Consider the following 21,460-nt stretch of genomic DNA (forward strand, 5'->3'; position numbering starts at 1 on the left):
TACAACCAGGAACGCATCCAGCTTAACTTGAACAACAAGAGCCCGATTGAATACCGGACTCAAGCTGCTTAATTTAAGGGCATTTTCTTTACTGTCTATTTGACAGGGGTAAGTTCAGGTTTGGAGGTTATTTTATTGAAATTCATACATTTTGGAAAACTTTTCTATATGATCTACGTCTATGGATAGGGGGATACATTGATCAAGAAATGAGGAAAATCGTATGAAAAGACGGGCTCTATTACTCAGTATAATCACGTTATTGCTGCTCAGTCCCAGTGTATGGGCGGCCGGAGATAACTCCACATCCCATATTCGCTCCTATGATTCCGGGAGTCTGATTCAATCCGATGGAAGCTTATGGATGTGGGGTTATAATCAATCCGTACCGACTCGTGTAGAGGGTAAGCCGGACGTTGTAAAAACATTTTCTAATATCATCAACGAGGGCGATCTGGTATTTACCTTACAAGACCACTCTGCTTGGTATGTGCCTAGAAATAATATTTCTGAATCCGTGAAAATCGTTCCTCTGGAAGGATTACAGAACCTCGCAGCTGTAAGTAGTTTGAATGATCATGTGCTCGCTCTGAGCAGCGAAGGCAGCATATCGTCCGCTGATCGGCTCGACAATGGAAACATCTCTAGTCCTTTTCAAACCCTATCTGGCATCGACGAGGTTGCCAATATAGATAGTTACTATGAGGAAAGACCGGATTATGAGGAACGCTGGATATTTCTAAAGAAAGACGGCAGTGTATGGAAAAATACAAAAGCCTTGCAGGGCTTCGAACCTATTTCATCATTAAAGGATATTACGTCAATCGCTAATAACATAGCCTTAAAAAAAGATGGCACCGTGTGGACGTGGCCCAAAGAATTTGATAAAAATGCAACTCCGTCCGAAACTCTATCCGTATCGCAAATTCAAGCCTTATCGGATATCAAGACAATCAAGGCCAATAAGTATTCCAATCTCGCGATTGATCAGCAAGGTCGGCTATGGTTCTGGGGTGCTACAGTTACAGGTTACTCAGATAATACAACCTATCACAACGAAAATACCCCTGTACTATTAACAGGAGTAAAGGATGTTAAAGACGCCTTTTTCGCCGAACGCTCCATACTTGCCCTCACCACAGCTGGGAATGTATATGTTGCGTCTCTAGATGGTGAAAAGTTACCATCCAATGCACCCTTTACATTACTTGCTAAAAATATTCAAAGCATCAAAGCAGGTCCACGGCACGTAATCATGCAAAAAGCAGATGGCGCCCTATGGGGCTGGGGTGTCAACAAACACGCGCAGCTCGGTATAGGGGACTATGAGTTTCTGTATAGTTCACCAGTTCCTGTACAAAAACCGATTCTTGTCCGTCTCAATGGTTCGCCTGTCTCTCTGAGTAATGGTGTCATTACCCGCAACGGGCAGGTGTTTATTCCCCTTCGTTCTGTTTTTGACAAACTGGGGGCCGAGATCGCTTATGATTTCAACAGCAAAATAGCGAAAATGAATCAGTCTAAGACAGAAGACCATCCTGTCTCTCTAGAAGTAAATTTCAAAACCAGCCAAACAAAAGTGAACGGTAAAGCCGTAAAACTCACCAATCCGCCCTTCATGGTGAATGGAATTGGTTATCTTCCACTAAGGCTACTCAGCGAAACGCTGGGGGCCAAGGTAGATTGGATACAAAAAGAAGATACTATCGAAATTACGACGAAATAGTAAATAAAAAACCAGTCCAAGCATAATTCATGTTGGACTGGTTTTTTATGCTATATACTGCGATATTATGCGAATTCCTATCTGTTTTGGGCAATTCATTACAACGCAGAATCTCACATCTATTGTTTAGCTTTATTCTCTTTTTCTCTTTCGACCAGCATATCTACGATCATATCAATTTGTCCGGTAATAGCGATTGGATCATAGCGATAATACGTATCAAAATCGTTAAAGAACACTCTATTATTCTTCACCGCTGGAAGATTCCCCCACACAGCGGACGACTTTAGTTGTTTGAGCGCGTCACCCTTTTTCTCGGGGTCATACGTAGTCAGGAACATATAATCTGCGTCATACTGTGGCAATACCTCCATCGAAAGCTGCACCGTTTGTTCCTTGGAGTTCACTGTTTTCTTTGGCATGTTCAGTTTAAGCGCATTGTATACAGCTTGGCCGCCGCGACCCGCATTGTCGCCAAAGATCCAAAGTGCGTGCTTGTCCGTCAGCTCATACAAACCGAAAGTTGCCTTTTCGTCAATCACACCTTTAAGACGTGCGCGACCTTCAGCGGCCTTTTTATCAAATGCAGTAATAAATTGCTCGGCCTTCTCCTTTTCCCCAGTGATATCGCCGAACAGCTTGACCGTATCATAGATATTAGTCGTCGTACCGTACGGAATGTACAGGGTAGGTGCGATTTTAGATAAAGCCTCATAATTCGTATCCTTCATAACCACGATCAGATCGGGTTTGAGTTCCAGCGTCTTTTCCAAATTGGTCGGATCACCCACCTCTTTGGTTCCTTTTTCCTTCAGCAAATCGGTCAGAAAAGGATTTTGAAACGCAGTCGGCTCCACACCCACCACGTTAGCACCCACGGACAGCAATTCTCCACCGTAAAAATCCGTTACAATGCGCTGTGGCTTCGCAGGAATTTGAATATCCCCTTTAACCGTTTTAAAGCTTCTAGTCTCTCCAGTAGTAGCCGACTCTTGCTTATCTTCTGAAGATGAAGCCGGACTACTTCCATTATTATTTCCGCCGCAAGCGCTGATGAATACAGACAATACAAGTAACATAGCTGTCATCATAAAATACGATTTTCTTTTCAACTGATTAGCCCCCTATATATGGTGGAGATGATCTCCAATACGGATGATAATGATTATCAATATCGTAAGAAATATATCAAGCGTCGTCCTTGCTGTCAACTGAAAAACGAACTTTGCATCATTTCACTTTAAAAAACAAAAGACCTGCCAAAATGATGGCCAGGTCTTTTTTCGTGGAGCCGTCTCAAAAACCTACACATTGGGGCTAGGCTGCTGAAGGCTGCTTTCTGATGATCGCTGTTTTGTTTTATATTCTTCTCCCCAATCCTTCATCAGGTTAATAATCGGGATCAGCGTTTTTCCAAATTCAGTTAGAGAGTATTCGACCTTGGGAGGAACCTGTTGGTAGACTTCACGGTGAACGACTCCGTCCTCTTCCAGCTCGCGCAATTGGAGTGTCAGCATACGCTGAGTAATTCCCGGACAGATCCGCCGAAAATCACTAAATCGCTTAGTCCCATACATAAGATGATATAGAATAATCCCTTTCCATTTGCCCCCAATCACGTCCAGCGTGAACTCAACTGGACACGCCTGATCATTTCCAGCGGTACATTCCCCAAAGCCGCCTTTCCGATTGCGCATAGGCTTTTCTCCTCCTTGGTATCATTTTATATACTACAGCACATTAATGTGCGTACTTCAAAAACGATCATGTATATTCTAATATTAAGCATGTCACTTGGTAAGCGTCAATTTTAATCACATCCATAAGGAGTGGAATAACGATGGAAACCTTAACTACTACTAAAGATCAAATCTTATCTGCATACGAGTTCAGACATGCAACGAAGGAATTTGATAGTCATAAGAAAATTAGCGATTCCGATTTTGATTTTATTCTTGAAACCGGTCGTTTATCTCCAAGCTCATTTGGCTTTGAACCTTGGAAATTTGTTGTCGTTCAGAGTAAAGCTATGCGTGAGAAGCTGCTGCCTTACTCTTGGGGGGCGCAAAAACAACTGCCAACAGCCAGTCATTTTGTACTCATCCTCTCTAGACTTCCAGAAGATATGGTAGCCTCCTCCGATTATATCAAGAGTATGATGGAGAACGTGCAGCAATTACCCGCTGAAGTGATTCAAGGCAGAGAGAAAGTGTATGATGCCTTTCTAAAATCTGATTTTGGGCTGGAGGAAAATAAAAGAGCCTTGTTCGAGTGGGGCTGCCGACAAACCTACATCGCACTGGGTAACATGATGACTGCCGCAGCTCAAATCGGCATTGATTCCTGTCCTATCGAAGGTTTTAATAAACAGGAAATCGAACGCATCCTCTCCGAAGAAGGCATCATGGATGCCGAGCATTTCGGTATTTCCTGCATGGTGGCATTTGGATACCGCCTGAACGAGCCGCGCGGCAAAACCCGGCGATCTGTAGATCAGGTTATTGAATGGGTGTAAAACCCTAGAAAAAATCTGGGCACCAACAGCGATTGGAACAACGGTCCGTTCACGAAGCGACCAACTGAAGCACAAACGAATATCTTACTCTAAAACAAAGGGGCGCCCCACAGCCATTTCTATGGCTTTTGGGACACCCCCTTTTTATAAAACCTCAGGTCTTAAAAAATCCTGGCATTCCAAACTGTTACTGATAGTTTACTTCTTCCGCGAAATAGATTTCCTTCAAACGATCCTTTACACGCTGAATTTCATTTACTGTCAACGGAGCCGTGGGATGTAGCTTGAAGTTCCTTCCCGTGATATAGCTTACATCCGTGTTTTTATCCAGGTTGTAGGCCATCTTTGGAACCGAAGTTCGGGTATAGTCGGTGAAATCAATAATGGACCATGCCGCATCCCCATCCTCTTTGGATAAAATAATTCGCTGTGAGGCGTTTTCGGTCCATAAGTAGCGCAGATTGGCGGGTGAATTATTGGAATCCATAACCGCCTTAAAGCCGGAGCCTCTAAACATGAGCGAAAATTCCGTATGATCATTATTCGATCCAGCTAATGATTCATAAATCTGTTTCAGCCCGTCCACTCCCACAATCTCGACCTCACGGTCGGCAGGAAAGTGAGTCACAAAGTTCTCCCATATTTGAGACATGTTATGGTTGCTGGCAAACCAGTTGATATCCAAAATAATCGACATATAGTTTACCGTATTTAAACGTTGATATGGATTATCTAAATATTGCTGCGCTATATACAGTTGTGGTGCCGCATCCGTTTCAGTCACATATGGGTCCCCTGGATGAAGGGTCCAGCGCGAGGAGTCTTTTGTATAGCGTGATCCAATGGGATCAATCGTAATCGAATTCATAAACACGATACCACTATTATTCGTAAGCCCCTGTGCCGGAACAATCGGATTATCTTTATTAGACCAGTAAGGCATCAAAGGCGAACCCTCACCATACATGCTGTTCACATTATACTGTGTAGCCGACCACCCCATAGCTGAAGTGATCTTAAAATGATCTTTAAGCCATTGGGCCTGCTCAGGATTCACCGTAAAGCTAGTCAATGATTTAGGCAGATACTTCCGATATTGGTCTGTATCCATGCTTTCCAACACCGAAGGTGCTCCTAACGAACCAGATTGATGCAGCTCATTGAGTGCATTATAACGATACATATACAACCACTCGTTCATCCGTGCTTCCCATTCAGGAAGCCCATACAGGTTATTCGGATAACCATCCAGAATTCCCACTTCATCACCATACTGATCCACGTATTCCAAAACCTTTTTAAGCTGTGGTCGATTCGTTTCCACAAAAACAAATCTACTTTCCATGGCCCACGTCACTTTTAAGTTGGGACCAAAGTGGTCCATCAACAATTGACGAGCCTGCTCAATTTGTTCTACCGTGGTCGCACTTCCGACATCTTGTCCCTGCAGCATCATGGAGACAGCAAAATATTGCTTTTTGCGTTCTCCCGGTACTACAGTTAACTCGGCATCGGATATGAAGTGAATTCCCTGAGATGGTGATTCAACCTCAATCTTGAATGGAATGACAGAGTTCACTGCAGGGATCAGATGCAGATTCGCAATATGTCCATCCTCGTAAAATATTCCCCTGGAATCCTCTATCCGAAGCTTCAAGTCTGACGGCAGCAAATCAGGCGTTATGACCTCTCCCTTTGCATTTTGAAATACATACGGCATGCTCCAGGCTGCAGGGTCTAGAGTAGTGGCCTGTGAAATGGTGTACGTCGCCAAGTATACGGACCTAATTACACTTGGGTCCTCTACTGGAGGAGTCTTCCCTTTCACAATCAGCTTGGTCTGTGCTTTAAGTACCCGATAGGGTTTAGCAATGGTGACTTCCATCTCTACAGGAATACAATCATCGGTAGTTGGAATATTTTCTGAACGTGCAATTTTCCCATGCTCATCAAAAACACCTAATGCATCGCTAAATTTGTAGGTCACACTTGTGACGCTCACATCGGGAATACTTACTGGCCGCCCTTCATTGTAGAGTTGAAAGGATAGCTGATACGAAGGATAGGTTTCCGGTTGGTTCACCAGCTCCGGGGCCTTGATTACTACCTCATCCGCCACGAAATCCGACGAGTGATCCGGTGGAAGCACCGGTGGTGGTTTTGACGGTGTTATCGGTGGTACAGGTTTGGGTTCCGACTGTATAACTGGCGGTTCCGGCTTCGGTGGTGTCACTGGAGTGACCGGCGGATTAGGTCTTGGACTATGGCTTTTAGGCTCTTCAATATCCGGATTCGCACGCTGGTGACTAATTTCCGGCGCCAAGTCCACCACGATCTTCTTCGACTCTGGTAGGCTGGTCGTCTGAGATGTCGTTCCAGCTCCATTTCCTAATGACCCCAATAAACGCTTGGCCCGTTCTCTTAGAACGTCACCACCTAACCATACTCGGTAAGCAACCAGCGTGGCATCCTGGCGTGTCACACACTCTTTGGGATGGAAGTAATGATTCTTATCCCCCTCCATTAGCCCCAACTGCTCCATCAACCACACGCTCGTTTGTGCATAGTCTGAAATATCAGGCTGATCTACAAAACCGGATACACTGGAGGACCGGGCATCTTCAGAAACACCGAAATACCTGGCATACCACACCGCCATATCCTGACGAGTCATATTGTGCTTAGCACCAAATAATTGATCACTGATTCCTTTGGTAATGTTCTCTTCCCGCAAGGTATGCACATAAGGTAGAGCCCACGGTGACACATCACTAAAAGAAGCAACGCTTTTGTTAACCGAAGTTCGTTTTAAGGTTTTAACGAAAATACTCGCCCATTCCTGCCGCGAAATAAAATGTACAGGTCGAAAACTACCATCCTGATAACCCGTAACATACCCTTGAGCAGCCATGGCTTCAATCGCATCAGCTGCGTAGGAATGTTCAATATCGTTAAAGGTCCTGTCTGCAAAAACAGGCACAGTATGTATACAGAACAACCAAACAGCCAGCAAAGCAACGATGTATTGCCTAATTTGTTTGAACTTTTTTTCACATTTCATATTATTTTGGATTCTTGCACCTCCTCTACGATATCGCATCAGGTCACTTCTACCTGTACTTCTGTTTCAATTTTGAAAATTATTTCTTTTGTTTTCAAAATTATTTTCATATCTGTTGACACCAAACTGTATATACTTGAATTATCGGAATAATATCCCTTAGATTGAATAAAGCCAGTAAAAAAGTAGTTTTAACTATACTGTTTTTTTCGTAAAATCGTCATTATTTCAAAGCCATATATCCCGATCTTTTAAAATGGTTTTCATTAGCAATTAAATTTACAGCATTTTTTCAATGCTATTTGTCCTAAATGCGAGCATCACAATAAAAAAGATAACATGATGTATAGAGCCACCCTCACGAGGCATACACAATGTTATCTCTTCTTTGGTTTAGAGCACACGATTTGACTTATTTGATGACGTAGTAATAACCCTCTAAAATCCCATCCTGCGGATAAGCCGAAGGGTCTTCGCTGGTTACCTGGCCTACAAGCTCCCGGTCTGTAAACGTATGAGTACCATCCTCTTCTAACGCTTCAGCAGACATACCACTGATCGCTCTCACAGTGCTGGACCAAAATGTAACTAAATATATTTCGTTAGCATTAAACTTGAATCGTCCTTCACTTGGCGTTCCCTCATAAAACAGCTCAGACAAAGAAGCTGCTTCTGATCCTCTCATAAAAATTCGAATATCACTTGTGCCGTTCCATCTATGAGGAATCCCACCTCTTGGGTTTTGGTACTCTACGACCTCAGGCTCCTGATCGCGAAGAAAATCAGTAACTGTAAATTTGTACACATCATCCGTTATACTTTCGGTTACAACTCCAGTTGTTTTCCCCGTTTTATAGCCGCTGAAATCTCCATACACATTTGGGGTTTGGCTTAAAGCAGCAAAAAACCTTTCCTGATCCATATATTCGATTCTTCCGGGTACTGCAGTCAATCTATATGTCTTCACTTCAGTGCCCTTGTACTTATCCCAAGTATATTCTGTAGCTGCGTAAGATACCCCACCGTTCCAACCCACAGATGCTACCACCAGAATGCCTAACATCAAGAATAACGACCATTTTTTCAACATCATACCCTTAACCTCTCTTCAAATACACTCAAATCATCATTAGCATTATAGCTTTTCAATAAATCTATCAACAGTTAAATATTAGAAGAAAGTATGGATAAATTATGTCCTTTCCATATTAGCCTGTTCTCAAGATAATTTGAGCTTTCTCTCTCGGATCGGGTACGTATGGGTATTATTTCAAAAAATGATGATTTAAGCTATTTCCCTGTATTCTGCTGATCGGTTGCTGCTTTGAGACGTTTTTCCATTTCCGTAGACACCATAATGTTTAACAGACCCATGAGATTATTCGTCTCATCTCTTGCTTTTTGGTAGGCAGCAGCGAAGGCTTTTTCATCTGTAGCAGGATTTTTAATATCGCTCAGTTTCTTCCACTCCGGTTTGACCTGTTGATCATACATATTGTACAAGCTGATGTCTGTAGGTGTCTGTGCGACAGGCAGCATAGATTCAAACTCCGAGGCAACCTTAAAGAAGCCCAGCGCGTTTTGGACAGATGGACTAGAGTAATCATGCGTCTTCATCGCGTCTTCTAAAATAAGAAGCCCCTCGCGTGACAAATAGAGAATTTTGACGAGTCCTCTTTCGGTGTTAGAGGTTTCCTCCCATTTCTTGTAGGACTCACCTGGAGCAACTCCCTCTGTAAAATAAGTATAAGCCTCGTGAATAAACTCATCCGTATTTGGATGAATCGGCTCTTCTGTGTATAAATTGACGACAGAGTCGCTGTAATTTGCGATGTTTATATGTTTTCCGGTTGGGTCGGAAACCCGCCGAATCGGATGATCCGGTACTCGTACCAGTCCATAACGATCCGCAAAGGTAAGAAGCTGCTCCTGCGTCGTATTTAACCCTATTTGTCCTGCTGGCTGCTCGGGTTTTGATGCTTCTTTAGCCACGTCTGAATACGTCTTCCCATTACCTTTTGTAGTTTTGTCTGCAGTATTGCTCACAGCAGCATCCACACTGGCCTGCCTCGTATTGTCCACCTTGGTGGTCTGTGTAGTAGTCGTGGCCGTTGTCGCTCCTGTCGTAGATTCACCTTCACTTTGCTTCTTGGAGTCACCGCATGCGGTCAGCATGGCAGTTAAACCAATGACAGCAGTCATCAAAATAATATACTCTTTCGCCTTCATTCGGTATCTTCCTCATTTCCTTATGTATCATTCTTTTCACCTTCGCAGCCCGAATGTACCTTCAATAATATGGAATTAATCTTATCAGAAATAAAAATGAGGGAATACTGGACCATACTCCTGATTATCTTTGGTTTATTCTATAGTAATTCGTTGTTTTCTGAACTAAAGGCGTGATTCTCCCCCCGAAAATGAGCAAATTGTCCGTTGACTTTCGGGATACTGCGAGCCTCGGTACTACTCCTTCCCTCTTACAATCTCTAACTCGAACGCAAAAAACGAAGCTCTTTACCTATTAGAGCTACACACAGTCGGATGGTTCTTCGCTTATCCAGTACCCTTCCGCCTCCTCCATTTTTGTATTTATTTGAAGTCCCATGGTCTGACCTTTAGAATATGTAATACACTGGGCATTATAAAGGAAGGGGGAATTTATCTATGTTTAAGAAAATGGATATCTACCGAATCCTCACATTAATATTTGCTGTAGTTGTTATGACCTCCTCCTCTTTATCACTCGCATATCCAGACACCTATAAGGATTCATACAAAATCGCACAATTTTTTCTAGGGTTTATGTTTCTATTTTCTGGAATTACAGAGTTTAAGGCTAATCGTAAGAGTATAGCAATAATCAACTTCTCAGTTTCCCTTCTCACTTTTTTTGTATCTATATTTACACTTGTAGTGCGAACAAGATAACCACACGGTTCTATGCCTCAGTAGCCAACCTTTCCATAGCCCCATCCCTCTTCATGTAAAAGAAAAGCCGAGCGAACTCAGGATCATCTGAATTGCGCTCGGCAAATATTACGTATTTAGCAAATCTTTTAGTTTTCATCTAATTCTTCAATTCTCTGCCGCTTTCCTATGCCAAAGATAAAATATCCAACAATGACGATCGCCATGAATGTTGCTCCGACAATCAACGACAAGCGTGTGTCTGGATTAAACCACATTCCAACGATCACTAGCAACAAAAAGATAATGGTGATGTAATTACTGATCGGAAAAAAACGAGACTTAAAGGTGTGATCTTCCATTTCGTTCTTCCACTTTTTCCGGAACCTGAATTGACTGATGGCTAATGCAAACCACGGTACCATACCCGGGAGAACGCTGGCGCTGTAGATGTACAGAAACAGTTTGGAATCAGGCATTAAGTAGTTAAATAACACCCCTACCAGCAGCAAGGAAATGGTCGTAATAATACTATTTCTAGGGACACCGCTTGGGGAAATTTTCCCGAAAAACTTGGGAGCTTGTCCGTTCTTAGCCAATGTATATAACATTCTTCCCGCACTGTAAATACCACTGTTGCAACCTGACATCGCTGCTGTAAGAACAACAAAGTTAATGATACCCGCAGCGGCCACAATTCCTACTTTAGCAAAAGTCAGAACGAAAGGGCTGCCGATCTCGCCAATTTGGTTCCACGGATAAATCGTAACAATGACAAAAATTGCACCCACGTAGAAAATCAAAATACGCCAGATGATATTTTTAATGGCTTTTCGCAGTGTCATCTTTGGATTTTCTGCTTCACCTGCCGTAATGCCCACCATCTCTATACCTTGGTAAGCCGCCGTTACGATGCAGAGTGCAAATAGAAAACCTTTTAATCCACCTGCAAAGAAGCCGCCATGGCTGTACAGGTTGGATAGACCTATCGGTTGCCCGCCGTTACCGAGGCCAAAGAAGATCATCCCCGTACCAACTACGAGCATGAAGATAATGGCGATAATCTTAATCATCGCAAACCAAAACTCAAATTCTCCATAAAATTTCACAGCCGCCAAATTGGCTAACGCAATAATAATTACACCTGCCAAAGCCGGCAACCATTGCGGGATGTCCGGAAACCAATAGCCCACGTATACCCCAATCGCAGTGACCTCCGCCATTCCTACGGTAACCCATAAGAACCAATAGCTCCAGGCGGTCAGGAAACCGGCCAAAGGGCTGATATATTTATGAGCAAATGTAGCGAATGAGCCCGTCACCGGTTCAAGAATCAGCATTTCCCCCATGATCCGCATGACAAAAAACATAATAATCCCAGCTAAGAGATAAGCCAACAGTACCGAGGGACCTGCCCATTTTATCGTACTTGCCGACCCCATAAACAAACCGACCCCAATCGTGCCTCCAAGCGCAATCAACTCAACGTGCCGTGGCTTTAGCCCTCTCGTTAATTGTTTCGATTCCAAAAGAACGCTCCCCTTCGTATATGTTCATCATCAAACGCTAATGATCCGGAAAACTGTCCCCAAACATTATTAATTTTTCAGACTGACGTGGTCGTGATCGAACGACTACAAAGTAGTTCCACGATTCGTAAATATACAAAGAAACCACGTCCTATTTACCGTCCAAACCTTACTGTTTCTAAGACCGAGTCCGTAGCATTAGATGCATTGTATGACAAAAATCGCCTAAATACAACTGCTAATTAGCAGACATTTTTAGGGATGAAATGGAAAGGAAGGAGATTCTTTTTTTCTGAACATTGGTCAATTTTACTTGATTCATTAGACTCGGTAAAAATAAATGCTCGTACATATTTTTCAATGATAAATATCACTTTCAATTTACATAGTCTTCTCTTAAAATACTGTATATTTCTAAATCAACGACTCCTTTGCCTGCCCATAGCGTTGCTTGTCGTAACGTCCCCTCTTTGATAAAACCATTTTTCAACAAGACTCGCTTTGAATTCTCATTTAAAGGCATCACTTCTGCCTGAATTCTATTGATGTTCATATACATAAATAAAAACTTGAGCAATATGTTTACGGCTTCTGTAGCAACACCTTTTCCCCAATGCGATTCTGCCAAAAAGTAACCTATCGTCACCATATTTACTTTTTGATTAAAGTCGAAAGCTTCAATGATTCCAAGTAAACGATCAGATTCAGGATTAGCGAATATCCCCCACTTGACCCTTGACTTTTTATGATAATCTCTCTCAAAATGGCCTATCATTTTTTTTACAGTATCTTTATTATGCTTGGGTATAATGCCGCAGTATTCAAAAACTTTGTCATTGTTATAGATCTCAAAAACTTCATCCAGATGATGATCTTCAATCTTCTTTAATACCAAATCATCTGACTTTAGGATAGGAAACTGCTCAAACATGGCTTCTACGTTCATTCCGGCATCACTCCATATTTTCTTTTTTACTGAAATATCACTAAACTCCCATTCTTTTAAGAATGAATTCTGGGTTATTAAACCTTTTACCCTCTCTATGGTGTTGGGGCCTTTGGGGATACCGCCGTTTCTATGAAGTAACATCCATCTGAGACAAGCCAACGCTTCAAAAACCTGAAGATCTTTCTCTTGAACCTCATTTTCCAATAGATAAGCGGAACGAAACACATGTGCATACTGCTCCGAGACATATATTTTATTCAAAGTAAGTGCCCACGCAAAATCATATCCGGGATCGCCTAATTGCCCGTTCGTCCAATCTATTACGGTATAGCGGTCTTTTCTCTCCATTATGTTTTCTAAATGAAAATCACCATGAATAATACGTTCTTGCTTTATTGGGGCTATTTGTACAAGAGAAATTAATGGATGATATAGATCAGAGTGCTCTCTTACTCCAGGAAAAAAGTAGTCAATGAAGTCGTACTTGGGGAGGTGTATATTTTCAATCTCTTCAACATGGATTTGATGTATCCTGGACAATAGGTTCGCCATATCCGTCATTTTCTTTTTATTTAGTTTAAGCACGGGAGTTCCGTCAAAGGTTGTTAACAGCACCTTGTCTGAATTTGGCTTGATTCCCCAACCCACTGGCTTAGAGACGGGTAATCCTCGTTCAAAAAGGACATTCAATAAACGAAATTGAAAACGAACATCTGGTTTGGAACTTTTATTCCATACTTTCAATACAAAGCTCTCTTGAGCTGAACATATTTTTATCACTTCAGCTTCAAATCCATCATCCATTGGGTACGTGGTTAAGGTGTCTTCTTGATTTAATAAGTCATCCAACATTTCATTTTTTTCTACCCAATCAACAATACCTATAGGGGTTTCCAATAATGTTCCTCCTACCACACGGTTATTGATCTTCTCTGCTTGATCGGTATGTATAAATCGACCTTACATTTCCCTTCCCGATCCTTAGCAGGGTCATTCATACAAAATTCGAGGCAGGGTCTATCATCAGCATCGTACTCACTACTCGGCAACCATAGACTGTATACACTTTGATAGGCAAGAACAAATTTATCAATGGTGCCGTAGTATGGATATAAAGCGTACATTCCACCAGATAGTGTTTTGAATTGTACATTCGTTTTATGCTCGTGTTGTTCAAACCCACTTGGCAATGTAACACAAGCATCGTATCGACAAGCATATTCGTCTACGAGATTTCCATCATCCACAGATATTCCGATAAAAAAATGGTTCTTCGGCGTAAATCCGTATTCTTTAGCCCAACATCCTAACTGATCCCATGCCACACGGGTATCCAAATAACTCCCAACATGTCTAACGTATGCCACTTCATACGCTGGTAGCTCCTTGATGGTTATCATGTTTTCCCACGCTCTTTTTAAAAGTTGATTTTCTTTATTTTTATTATAATTCACAAAAGAACCTGACACTTCTTGCTTATTGCTCAAATATGATAGAAAATTGCTATTCTTCCTTGCGGTATTCCGAACTTCACTTGGTGTTTTATTGTACTGCTTCTTAAACAGAGCATTAAAGGTGGAAATCGATTGGAAGCCACACAGATTCGAAATTTCCAAAATGGTTTTGTTGGTTTCACCCAATAAGTAAATAGCTTTTTGTAAACGCTCTTGATTTACAAAGGATAATGGAGTCACACCAACCATAGAAGTAAATATCCGTGTAAAATGATACTTCGAAAAATTCGAAACACTCGCTAATATATCAAGATTAAGTTTTTGATCACTATTTTCTCTTATATATTCAATGACTCTATCTATTCTTTCTTTATAATCATTATTCATTTTGCCGAACACCCCAAATTAATCATAGTATCAGACTGCTAAAATTATACACCTTCATTGGAAAATCTGAATCCCATAAATATACATTGTAAATCCCCCATTGAATGGGTCATTCTGTAAACTAAATCTCTCTTTTAACCGATACATACATATGTTGGGTTGATATTTAAATATCTCCTTCTGCCTTTAATATTCATTTTTTATAAAAAAGGAGGCTGCCTATGAACTACCTAGACGAGCATATTCTTAGCCTCAAAGCTAAAATGATGGATCAGACGACAGCTAATAACGGTGATCTAAAATCCGTTTCAGATCAATCACAGGAATATAGCTTCATACCTGAAGAAAACAAGCTGTTTCATATTGGAAATGAGCATCTTACGCTGGAAAGTAAAACGATACTAAATGGGGAAATCGGTTTTTATATTCCCAAGTCCTTTACTCCTATGCCAATGGAGCAAGCTACAATTAAATATCCTTCGGAGCATCGTCCAAAGGTCATTTATACCTCACCAGAGGGGACTATCAATATCACTTTTAATCCAACGGATACTGCTCTAGAAACGGAAGAGCTTTCCGATTTTGTAGAGCAAATGGCGGATATGTTACGGTCGGTACAACCGATTCGCAACTGGTTAGGCACGGAGATGATCACCAACTGTTCCGGACTTTCGGTTGGGCAGATTCGTTTTGTGGCGGCGGGGATAGACAGTAATCTATACAACGAATTGCTGCTTTTCATCCACAAGGGACGAGTCGTCATAGGTTCCTTCAGCTGTCTGGAGGCAGATCTCGAAGCCTGGTTACCTATAGCGGAATACTGGATTCAATCCCTTTGCATCCTTCCACCCTCCCCCTATTCTGCGAATGAGAAAGGAATGATTACACGATGAGCTTGGGATACGATCAAATTCAAATTCACCCTTATGACCAAATTGATCTGGAGCAGCTTACCTTAACGAAAAAAGTTAACGAGCATACCCGGCTTTATTTTACAGGCGTTATCCCCGAAGACTTGCAAGACAGTTACGTGGAAACGACAGAAAAAAATACCATCATTGAAGTCAGCCAACGAGATGAATCTGGGGCAAGTAAGCCGCTATTTAGCGGGATTGCCCTTTCGGTCGAGGTAAAAGTCGTGCGAGGTGTGTATTATCTGGAGGTGGAAGCTATTTCCCATACTTACCGGATGGACATTAAGCAGCGCACTCGTTCTTTTCAATATACGAAAATGACGATTCCTCAAATGCTGGAGCACATAGGTAAGGACTATGAAGGGCTGGATGTGATCGACGGAGCTACCAGCGGAGAAGCCATCGGACGGATTGCCATTCAGTATCAGGAGACAGACTGGGCGTTTTTAAGACGCATAGCCTCCCGCTATCATACGAGTCTGATGCCTGTAGCCCGTTTTGACAGTCCCAAGTTTTATTTTGGTATTGAGGACAGCCCTGCACAGGCGGTACTGGATCATACTCGTTATACCGTACGTAAGCAGTTGCTTCCTTTTCGTTATTTTCAGGAGAATGAGCAGACCAAGCTCAGTGAACACGATTTTATTTTTTATGAGGTAGAAACGGATGAGGTACTCGACTTGGGTGCTCAGTTGAATTTTCAGGGGCATAACTTGTATGTGATGGAAGCCTACACCGCCATGAGTCAAGGACTGCTGCGGCACCAGTATGTGCTGGGTTCTTACCAGGGATTTCGGCAAAAAAGCTACTACCAGGATAAGCTGGCAGGAGCCTCATTAAGCGGTGTTGTGCTGGACATTCGTCAGGATCAGGTGCGTATCCATCTGGATTGTGATGAACAACAGGACGCAAGCAAAGCACATTGGTTCAATTATTCTACCGTGTACAGTGGCGGTGGCCATACCGGCTGGTACGTCATGCCAGAAAAAGGCGATTCGGTTTCCCTCTATTTTCCCGGCAGTCGGGAAGAAGACGGCGTAGCAGGTAGTGCGGTGAGACGGGCTGATCGCAAGAGTACGCATAACCATTTTTCCAATCCGCAAATGAAAATATGGCGTACTCCGCATGGCAAGGAAATTCGACTGGGACCGGATGAACTGGTCGTTACAGGCAAGGACGGCGCTATATATATCAAGCTGGACGATAAAGAAGGCATTCATATCGCGAGCAGCAAGCAAGTGAATATTTCAGCGGGAGGCAATCTCAGCCTGTCTGCGGGGAAGACGATGAGCCTGTCCGCAGGTAGTCAGCTTCGTATGGATTGTAACGGCAGTCATATTGAATTAAGCGGGTCGGCGGACATGAAAGGCAGCGAAGTGAAGTCGAATTAAGGATGATTAAGAAATGGAAAAGCAAACAGATATGTTAGATCAGCAACAAGCGGCTCTTCATCAGGCTTGGTCTCTCATTCGCAAAGAATGGGCGTTGAAATGTACATCAACACAAACACAAAGATTACAGCATATAGTAGAACATTTTCGCGCCTTTTGTGAGCTGGTTCGGCAAAAACAACTCACCGATCGTAAAGGTCATATCGGTTACATCACCTACTCTATGCTGCGTACCACATGGCTTGAACAGAAGCCTGTTTATCTTGTTGAAGCTACGGATGCCTTATGGATGCTTGATGCTGAGCCCGTTCAGTTGGAGTACGATGCAAGTTGGATTTTTCCCTATTGGACTCATTTACGTGAACAACTTTGGGCTGATACCTTGAAACAGCAAGTCTCCCTTTCCGAACTTGAATTGGAACAGATCATGCTGGAAGCAGCGGGATATCTTCACACGATGATCGTAAGTCTGCTTCGTCAGGCAATGAAGCAAGCGGTCGGCTTACCTGAGTTTGAGGCGCTGGATCGTGAAGAGGCTTTCGAGGTTCGTGTCGGAGAGTATATGGATCATAGTGTGTCGGTGTACCGGGAAGATCGAAGACCCATGGATGCGAACGTAATAAAGTCTTGGCTGGAGGAAAAAGAAGAATCGGCCTACAGCTACCAAGCGCTGACCCAAGTTCAACTGTCGGGTGGAGATTACAGCTCCTTGGATTTTCGCTATACAGCCTTTCGCCAGATCGGGATGAAACAAAGTCGATTGCATCACTGTATTCTCGTAGGCACGGTATGGCAAGAAGCTCAGCTAGATGGAACCGACTTTTCGCACAGCCTGCTTCACGGAGCCGATTTCAGCGGCTGTTCCCTGCAAGAGACTGTACTGGACGAAGTTATAGGCAATAGCGAATACGGATCGGATGCTTGGCTGGATTGGGAACCGTTAGGATTGGATGGAGTGGATTTTACAAGAGCGAATTTACAAGGAGCCAGTTTTCAACATGCACAGCTTCAGGGGGCTGCTTTTCAAGATGCCTCGCTGCAAAGAGCTTCATTTAACGGAGCGGATCTAACAGGTGCCTGCTTTGTAGGAGCCGATGTTACTGGCGCTTCGTTTATAGGTGCATGCTTAGTAAAAGCTAATTTTACAGGAGCGAAGCTACACCGGGCAAGCTTTACGGATGACCAACTAAGCGAAGCTATTGGCCTCGCTGCTGTGGACACACCTCTAGCTACACAGGTAACAGATACAGTGAGTAAAGGGGAGTGGATGTAATGAGATATTTTCGACTCATGGTGGACGAGCGCGTAAAGCATCGGGTGGAGCCTGCTCCCCTGTCTCCATTACAGGTGGAAGATATCCTTTCGGATCACAGAATTAAGACGGAGGACACTCCCCTGTTTTTAGCTGTACATACAGATCCACGAACTATATATCCGGATTTTCTGGAGTTCCCTTTGCCGCTGGTTTCAGACTCCATGAAAGCCTTGTTGGAAAAATATATGCCGGGACTGGAATGGAAGGCCGCTATACTTACAGATTTTCAGCAAGCCAGACAAGATGTGTACTGGGTACTGCGTCCACCTGTGATAGATTGCCTTTCATCACAAACCGAGTGGTATCCCGATCATACCTTGAAGCAATTGGTACTTAAACACGGGAAAATCGAGTCGTCTATATTTCGCATCGCCGGCTTGTTGGAAGCACATATCTATATCAATCTGGCGGTGGCGGAAAGTCTGCTGCGTCGTCCATTTACAGGTGTTTGCGTGCAAAAAGTGGAGATGGCCACAAAGGAGGAATAATCCGCATGGAAGAAGCAAATGTGCAGCCTGGAACAGGCGCGAAAAAAAGCTATGTCGTGGCAGGTGCCATTTTAAGCTGTAGTTACGGTACACAGCCTACCCGTTTGAAGCGTCCTTTTAGCCACGGGGTGTATGTCAAAAATAAAGCACAGATGAATATTGGAGATTATGTGCCTGGAGTGAATATTAAATCTTTTGGAAATTGCTCCAGTCCGCTGAATCCGGCTGTACAAGCTAGTGAGATGGTCGATATTTATGGAGTAAAAAAAGCCCCGTGCATTCCCGTTCTTACGATGCCTTGGCTGAACGGGAAAAGCGACATGAGAATCGAAGGCCAGCCCGCTCTAACGCAGAACTGTACGCATCAATGTCTGTATTGCGGGCATATTCAAATCGAGAATGACGGACAGGAGCTCGATTAATGGCTGCATCTTACCATTTTTCAGGATAATGCAAAATGCGCTGGTGAGAGAATCGCTATCTTCTCCACCAACGCATGATATAGGTTATCTTCAAATCATTCGCTCCACATCAGGTACCGCAAAAGGTTCGGTATGAGCAGTTGGATTCCTCAGGCAATGTAGAGTAGATAGCCTGTTCGTCAGAATAAGCATAAGGGTTCGAAAGAACTTCAAGAAGCTGCTCCATCACACGGTAGTCTTCTCGTTCCACCGCAGCCTTCAATGCTTCTTCTACTCGGTGGTTGCGCGGGATGATTGCGGGATTGCTGCTGCGCATCAGTTGATGCGAGGAGGCTTGTGATTCCTGCTGTCTACCCAGTCTCGCCTGCCACTGCTCGTGCCACTGGGTGAATTCCGCAGTGCTGAATAGAACCATATCCTCCAGCTTGTTCAAAGTTAGAGCACGGAAGGTATTGGTGTAGTCCGCATGATGCTTCTGCATCATATCCAGAAGTTCTTCAATAAGGGATTCATCCTGCAGCTCTTCGTTAAAGATCCCCAACTTCGCCCTCATTCCCGTAAGCCAGTGATGGTGAAACATCTCTGAAAAATCTGAAATCGCATCCTCAGCCAGTTTGACAGCCTGCTCCCTATTGTCATGCAGCAACGGCAAGAGGGTTTCAGCAAATCTCGCGAGATTCCACGCGGCAATATGCGGCTGATTCGCATAAGCATAGCGGCCCTGCATGTCAATGGAACTAAACACCGTCTCAGGGTCATAGGTATCCATGAAGGCGCACGGGCCATAATCAATGGTTTCTCCGCTAAGGGTCATGTTGTCGGTGTTCATCACCCCATGAATAAAACCAACCAGCTGCCATTTGGCAATCAGCTCGGCCTGACGCTTGATCACTTCCTGGAGCAGGGAAAGGTAACGGTTTTCGTTATCGGCAACTTCCTGATAATGTCTTTCCAATGTGTAATCAGCCAGAGTACGGAGATCCTGGGTCGTGCCCCATGCTGAGACGAATTGAAAAGTGCCGACGCGAAGATGGCTGGCAGCTACACGAGTCAGAATGGCACCGGGCTGCTCAGTTTCCCGGATGATCGACTCACCCGTGGTTACCACTGCCAAGCTGCGGGTGGTAGCAATACCTAGTGCATGCATCGCTTCACTGATGATGTATTCGCGAAGCATCGGCCCAAGTGCCGCCCGACCGTCACCACGGCGAGAGTATGGTGTTCTGCCTGAGCCCTTAAGCTGAATATCAACCCGCTCATCCAAGGGAGTGATCTGTTCGCCAAGCAGCAGAGCACGACCGTCTCCTAACATGTTAAAATGCCCGAATTGATGTCCTGCGTAAGCTTGAGCAAGAGGCGCAGCACCTTCGGGAACCTGGTTGCCGGCCAGCACCGCAACGTCATCATCCCTCTGCAGCGCCGTACCGTTCAACCCCAATGATGCTGCCAACGGATGATTAAGAATGATCAGCTTTGGTGAGCGAACAGGAGTTGGGTTGAGCTTTGTAAACAATGATTCTGGCAGACGAGAATAACTGTTGTCGAAATTCCACCCTGTATCCGCTATTTCTTTTTTCTCCGTCATAGTGTCTCCTTTTTCTGTTGTGGTATCTTGGGTTTCATCTTTTTAGTCTTTACTTCTGCCCATTTATTATCCACTTTTCAACACGTTATATGTCTTTAAGCTTTTAATCCCCTTATTTCTAAAGATTATAAGAGCCACACACTCCACAGACGTCGAGGTGACTGGGAGTTAAGGCTGCAAAGGAATTGCTTAAGTTTCCATATTTTTTTAGTAATTATACGATAGTATATCTCAATAAAACATAAAGATTTCATTTCAGAATACAGATTGCATTACGAAACATGACACCTGTTAACTATTTTATTGTAATCGATTATCAAACATTAATTGTATTTGAATACCGAACGGGTCTTCAATAATACCGTAGGCTTGGCTAAACACATTATTAGATAAAGGAACAATAATTTTCACTCGATCATCTGTAATTAAGCTATTATAAAAATGTTCAATTTCTTCTAAGTCAGCACTTTGAATACATAATGAAGTGTTATTACCAACTCTATATTCTTCACTGATATTCATTGTATCTTCTGCTACCATTACTTTTGTTCTTCCGATTAATAAGACAGAATGAGAAATATAATTCTTATTTTCATCAGTAAGCTGTATTGAGCTGTCACGTTTGGCCATGTCTTGATAGGTAACAAGAAACAATTCCTCTGCATTAAAATGTTTTTTGTAAAAATGTATAGCTTCCTTTGCTTTTCCGTTCATGGATAAGAAAATAGCTACTTCCAGTGTTGTACTCATGGTATCAATCTCCTTTTATATCATGCTTTTAGGTCAGAATTTTGCAAAATTCGATTTCAGTCGC

At 43.2% G+C, this 21,460-nt stretch carries 18 protein-coding genes and 1 pseudogene; 8 read left to right on the forward strand and 11 right to left on the reverse strand.

What is annotated here, in order from left to right; all coding sequences use genetic code 11:
- Window positions 1–223: 223 nt before the first annotated feature.
- Complete coding sequence (locus AC6EJC_RS18915) at window positions 224–1,726, forward strand: stalk domain-containing protein (protein WP_444955293.1); 1,503 nt, start codon at window positions 224–226, stop codon at window positions 1,724–1,726.
- Window positions 1,727–1,845: 119 nt separating this feature from the next.
- On the opposite strand, the gene AC6EJC_RS18920 is transcribed toward AC6EJC_RS18915, so the two are convergent.
- A complete protein-coding gene (locus AC6EJC_RS18920; protein ID WP_235307361.1) occupies window positions 1,846–2,838 on the reverse strand; it encodes an ABC transporter substrate-binding protein in 993 nt (330 codons plus the stop codon).
- Between the two features lie 192 nt (window positions 2,839–3,030).
- A complete protein-coding gene (locus AC6EJC_RS18925; RefSeq protein WP_165179453.1) occupies window positions 3,031–3,423 on the reverse strand; it encodes a winged helix-turn-helix transcriptional regulator in 393 nt (130 codons plus the stop codon).
- Window positions 3,424–3,566: 143 nt separating this feature from the next.
- Here AC6EJC_RS18925 and AC6EJC_RS18930 point away from each other — a divergent pair, with 143 nt between their 5' ends.
- Complete coding sequence (locus AC6EJC_RS18930) at window positions 3,567–4,241, forward strand: NAD(P)H-dependent oxidoreductase (protein ID WP_061831600.1); 675 nt, start codon at window positions 3,567–3,569, stop codon at window positions 4,239–4,241.
- Between the two features lie 187 nt (window positions 4,242–4,428).
- Here the strand turns inward: AC6EJC_RS18930 and AC6EJC_RS18935 are convergent, their stop codons facing one another.
- From AC6EJC_RS18935 to AC6EJC_RS18945, 3 genes are all read right to left on the reverse strand, one after another.
- Window positions 4,429–7,302 carry a DUF3863 domain-containing protein gene (locus AC6EJC_RS18935; protein ID WP_444955294.1) on the reverse strand — a complete coding sequence of 958 codons (2,874 nt, stop codon included), beginning with the start codon at window positions 7,300–7,302 and terminating at the stop codon, window positions 4,429–4,431.
- A 412-nt stretch (window positions 7,303–7,714) separates the two neighbouring features.
- On the reverse strand, window positions 7,715–8,395 hold the full coding sequence (locus tag AC6EJC_RS18940; protein WP_444955295.1) for a hypothetical protein: 681 nt from the start codon (window positions 8,393–8,395) through the stop codon (window positions 7,715–7,717).
- Between the two features lie 197 nt (window positions 8,396–8,592).
- Entirely contained in the window at window positions 8,593–9,531 is a 939-nt protein-coding gene (locus AC6EJC_RS18945) for a hypothetical protein (protein WP_444955296.1), read from the reverse strand.
- Between the two features lie 495 nt (window positions 9,532–10,026).
- Here AC6EJC_RS18945 and AC6EJC_RS18950 point away from each other — a divergent pair, with 495 nt between their 5' ends.
- Entirely contained in the window at window positions 10,027–10,233 is a 207-nt protein-coding gene (locus tag AC6EJC_RS18950; protein ID WP_444955407.1) for a DUF3953 domain-containing protein, read from the forward strand.
- Between the two features lie 128 nt (window positions 10,234–10,361).
- Here the strand turns inward: AC6EJC_RS18950 and AC6EJC_RS18955 are convergent, their stop codons facing one another.
- The 4 genes and pseudogenes from AC6EJC_RS18955 to AC6EJC_RS18970 all read right to left on the reverse strand — a co-directional run bounded on the left by AC6EJC_RS18955 (window position 10,362) and on the right by AC6EJC_RS18970 (window position 14,531).
- Complete coding sequence (locus AC6EJC_RS18955; protein ID WP_444955297.1) at window positions 10,362–11,741, reverse strand: amino acid permease; 1,380 nt, start codon at window positions 11,739–11,741, stop codon at window positions 10,362–10,364.
- A gap of 376 nt (window positions 11,742–12,117) precedes the next feature.
- Window positions 12,118–12,687, reverse strand: a complete 570-nt coding sequence (locus AC6EJC_RS18960) for a GNAT family N-acetyltransferase (protein WP_444955408.1) — start codon at window positions 12,685–12,687, stop codon at window positions 12,118–12,120.
- Between the two features lie 222 nt (window positions 12,688–12,909).
- Window positions 12,910–13,542, reverse strand: a pseudogene (locus tag AC6EJC_RS18965) (aminoglycoside phosphotransferase family protein); the annotation flags it as partial.
- Between the two features lie 56 nt (window positions 13,543–13,598).
- A complete protein-coding gene (locus AC6EJC_RS18970) occupies window positions 13,599–14,531 on the reverse strand; it encodes an AraC family transcriptional regulator (protein WP_444955298.1) in 933 nt (310 codons plus the stop codon).
- Between the two features lie 221 nt (window positions 14,532–14,752).
- Between AC6EJC_RS18970 and AC6EJC_RS18975 the strand changes: the two genes are divergently transcribed.
- From AC6EJC_RS18975 to AC6EJC_RS18995, 5 genes are read left to right on the forward strand one after another with little or no spacing between them, the layout of a single operon-like run.
- A complete protein-coding gene (locus AC6EJC_RS18975) occupies window positions 14,753–15,424 on the forward strand; it encodes a hypothetical protein (RefSeq protein ID WP_444955299.1) in 672 nt (223 codons plus the stop codon).
- Window positions 15,421–16,836 carry a phage baseplate assembly protein V gene (locus tag AC6EJC_RS18980; RefSeq protein ID WP_444955300.1) on the forward strand — a complete coding sequence of 472 codons (1,416 nt, stop codon included), beginning with the start codon at window positions 15,421–15,423 and terminating at the stop codon, window positions 16,834–16,836. The genes AC6EJC_RS18975 and AC6EJC_RS18980 overlap by 4 nt, the downstream gene beginning before the upstream one ends.
- Before the next feature lie 13 nt (window positions 16,837–16,849).
- Window positions 16,850–18,109 (forward strand): pentapeptide repeat-containing protein, encoded by a 1,260-nt coding sequence (locus AC6EJC_RS18985; RefSeq protein WP_444955301.1) that lies wholly within the window; start codon window positions 16,850–16,852, stop codon window positions 18,107–18,109.
- Window positions 18,109–18,639: a hypothetical protein gene (locus tag AC6EJC_RS18990; RefSeq protein ID WP_444955302.1), complete on the forward strand. Its 531-nt coding sequence runs from the start codon at window positions 18,109–18,111 to the stop codon at window positions 18,637–18,639. The genes AC6EJC_RS18985 and AC6EJC_RS18990 overlap by 1 nt, the downstream gene beginning before the upstream one ends.
- A 5-nt stretch (window positions 18,640–18,644) precedes the next feature.
- Window positions 18,645–19,061 carry a DUF4280 domain-containing protein gene (locus AC6EJC_RS18995; RefSeq protein WP_025684793.1) on the forward strand — a complete coding sequence of 139 codons (417 nt, stop codon included), beginning with the start codon at window positions 18,645–18,647 and terminating at the stop codon, window positions 19,059–19,061.
- A gap of 109 nt (window positions 19,062–19,170) precedes the next feature.
- Here AC6EJC_RS18995 and AC6EJC_RS19000 read toward each other — a convergent pair whose 3' ends face one another.
- Window positions 19,171–20,646, reverse strand: a complete 1,476-nt coding sequence (locus tag AC6EJC_RS19000) for a protein adenylyltransferase SelO (RefSeq protein ID WP_444955303.1) — start codon at window positions 20,644–20,646, stop codon at window positions 19,171–19,173.
- 300 nt (window positions 20,647–20,946) lie between these two features.
- Complete coding sequence (locus AC6EJC_RS19005) at window positions 20,947–21,396, reverse strand: VOC family protein (RefSeq protein WP_444955304.1); 450 nt, start codon at window positions 21,394–21,396, stop codon at window positions 20,947–20,949.
- Window positions 21,397–21,460: the final 64 nt, after the last annotated feature.

The sequence above is a fragment of the Paenibacillus sp. TY11 genome (genome assembly GCF_059772165.1).

Coding starts and splice junctions, on each gene's coding strand:
- AC6EJC_RS18915 (WP_444955293.1), top strand. CDS start 224: ATGAAAAGACGGGCTCTATTACTCAGTATAATCACGTTATTGCTGCTC.
- AC6EJC_RS18925 (WP_165179453.1), bottom strand. CDS start 3,423: ATGCGCAATCGGAAAGGCGGCTTTGGGGAATGTACCGCTGGAAATGAT.
- AC6EJC_RS18930 (WP_061831600.1), top strand. CDS start 3,567: ATGGAAACCTTAACTACTACTAAAGATCAAATCTTATCTGCATACGAG.
- AC6EJC_RS18935 (WP_444955294.1), bottom strand. CDS start 7,302: ATGAAATGTGAAAAAAAGTTCAAACAAATTAGGCAATACATCGTTGCT.
- AC6EJC_RS18940 (WP_444955295.1), bottom strand. CDS start 8,395: ATGATGTTGAAAAAATGGTCGTTATTCTTGATGTTAGGCATTCTGGTG.
- AC6EJC_RS18945 (WP_444955296.1), bottom strand. CDS start 9,531: ATGAAGGCGAAAGAGTATATTATTTTGATGACTGCTGTCATTGGTTTA.
- AC6EJC_RS18950 (WP_444955407.1), top strand. CDS start 10,027: ATGACCTCCTCCTCTTTATCACTCGCATATCCAGACACCTATAAGGAT.
- AC6EJC_RS18960 (WP_444955408.1), bottom strand. CDS start 12,687: ATGAACGTAGAAGCCATGTTTGAGCAGTTTCCTATCCTAAAGTCAGAT.
- AC6EJC_RS18970 (WP_444955298.1), bottom strand. CDS start 14,531: ATGAATAATGATTATAAAGAAAGAATAGATAGAGTCATTGAATATATA.
- AC6EJC_RS18975 (WP_444955299.1), top strand. CDS start 14,753: ATGAACTACCTAGACGAGCATATTCTTAGCCTCAAAGCTAAAATGATG.
- AC6EJC_RS18980 (WP_444955300.1), top strand. CDS start 15,421: ATGAGCTTGGGATACGATCAAATTCAAATTCACCCTTATGACCAAATT.
- AC6EJC_RS18985 (WP_444955301.1), top strand. CDS start 16,850: ATGGAAAAGCAAACAGATATGTTAGATCAGCAACAAGCGGCTCTTCAT.
- AC6EJC_RS18990 (WP_444955302.1), top strand. CDS start 18,109: ATGAGATATTTTCGACTCATGGTGGACGAGCGCGTAAAGCATCGGGTG.
- AC6EJC_RS18995 (WP_025684793.1), top strand. CDS start 18,645: ATGGAAGAAGCAAATGTGCAGCCTGGAACAGGCGCGAAAAAAAGCTAT.
- AC6EJC_RS19000 (WP_444955303.1), bottom strand. CDS start 20,646: ATGACGGAGAAAAAAGAAATAGCGGATACAGGGTGGAATTTCGACAAC.
- AC6EJC_RS19005 (WP_444955304.1), bottom strand. CDS start 21,396: ATGAGTACAACACTGGAAGTAGCTATTTTCTTATCCATGAACGGAAAA.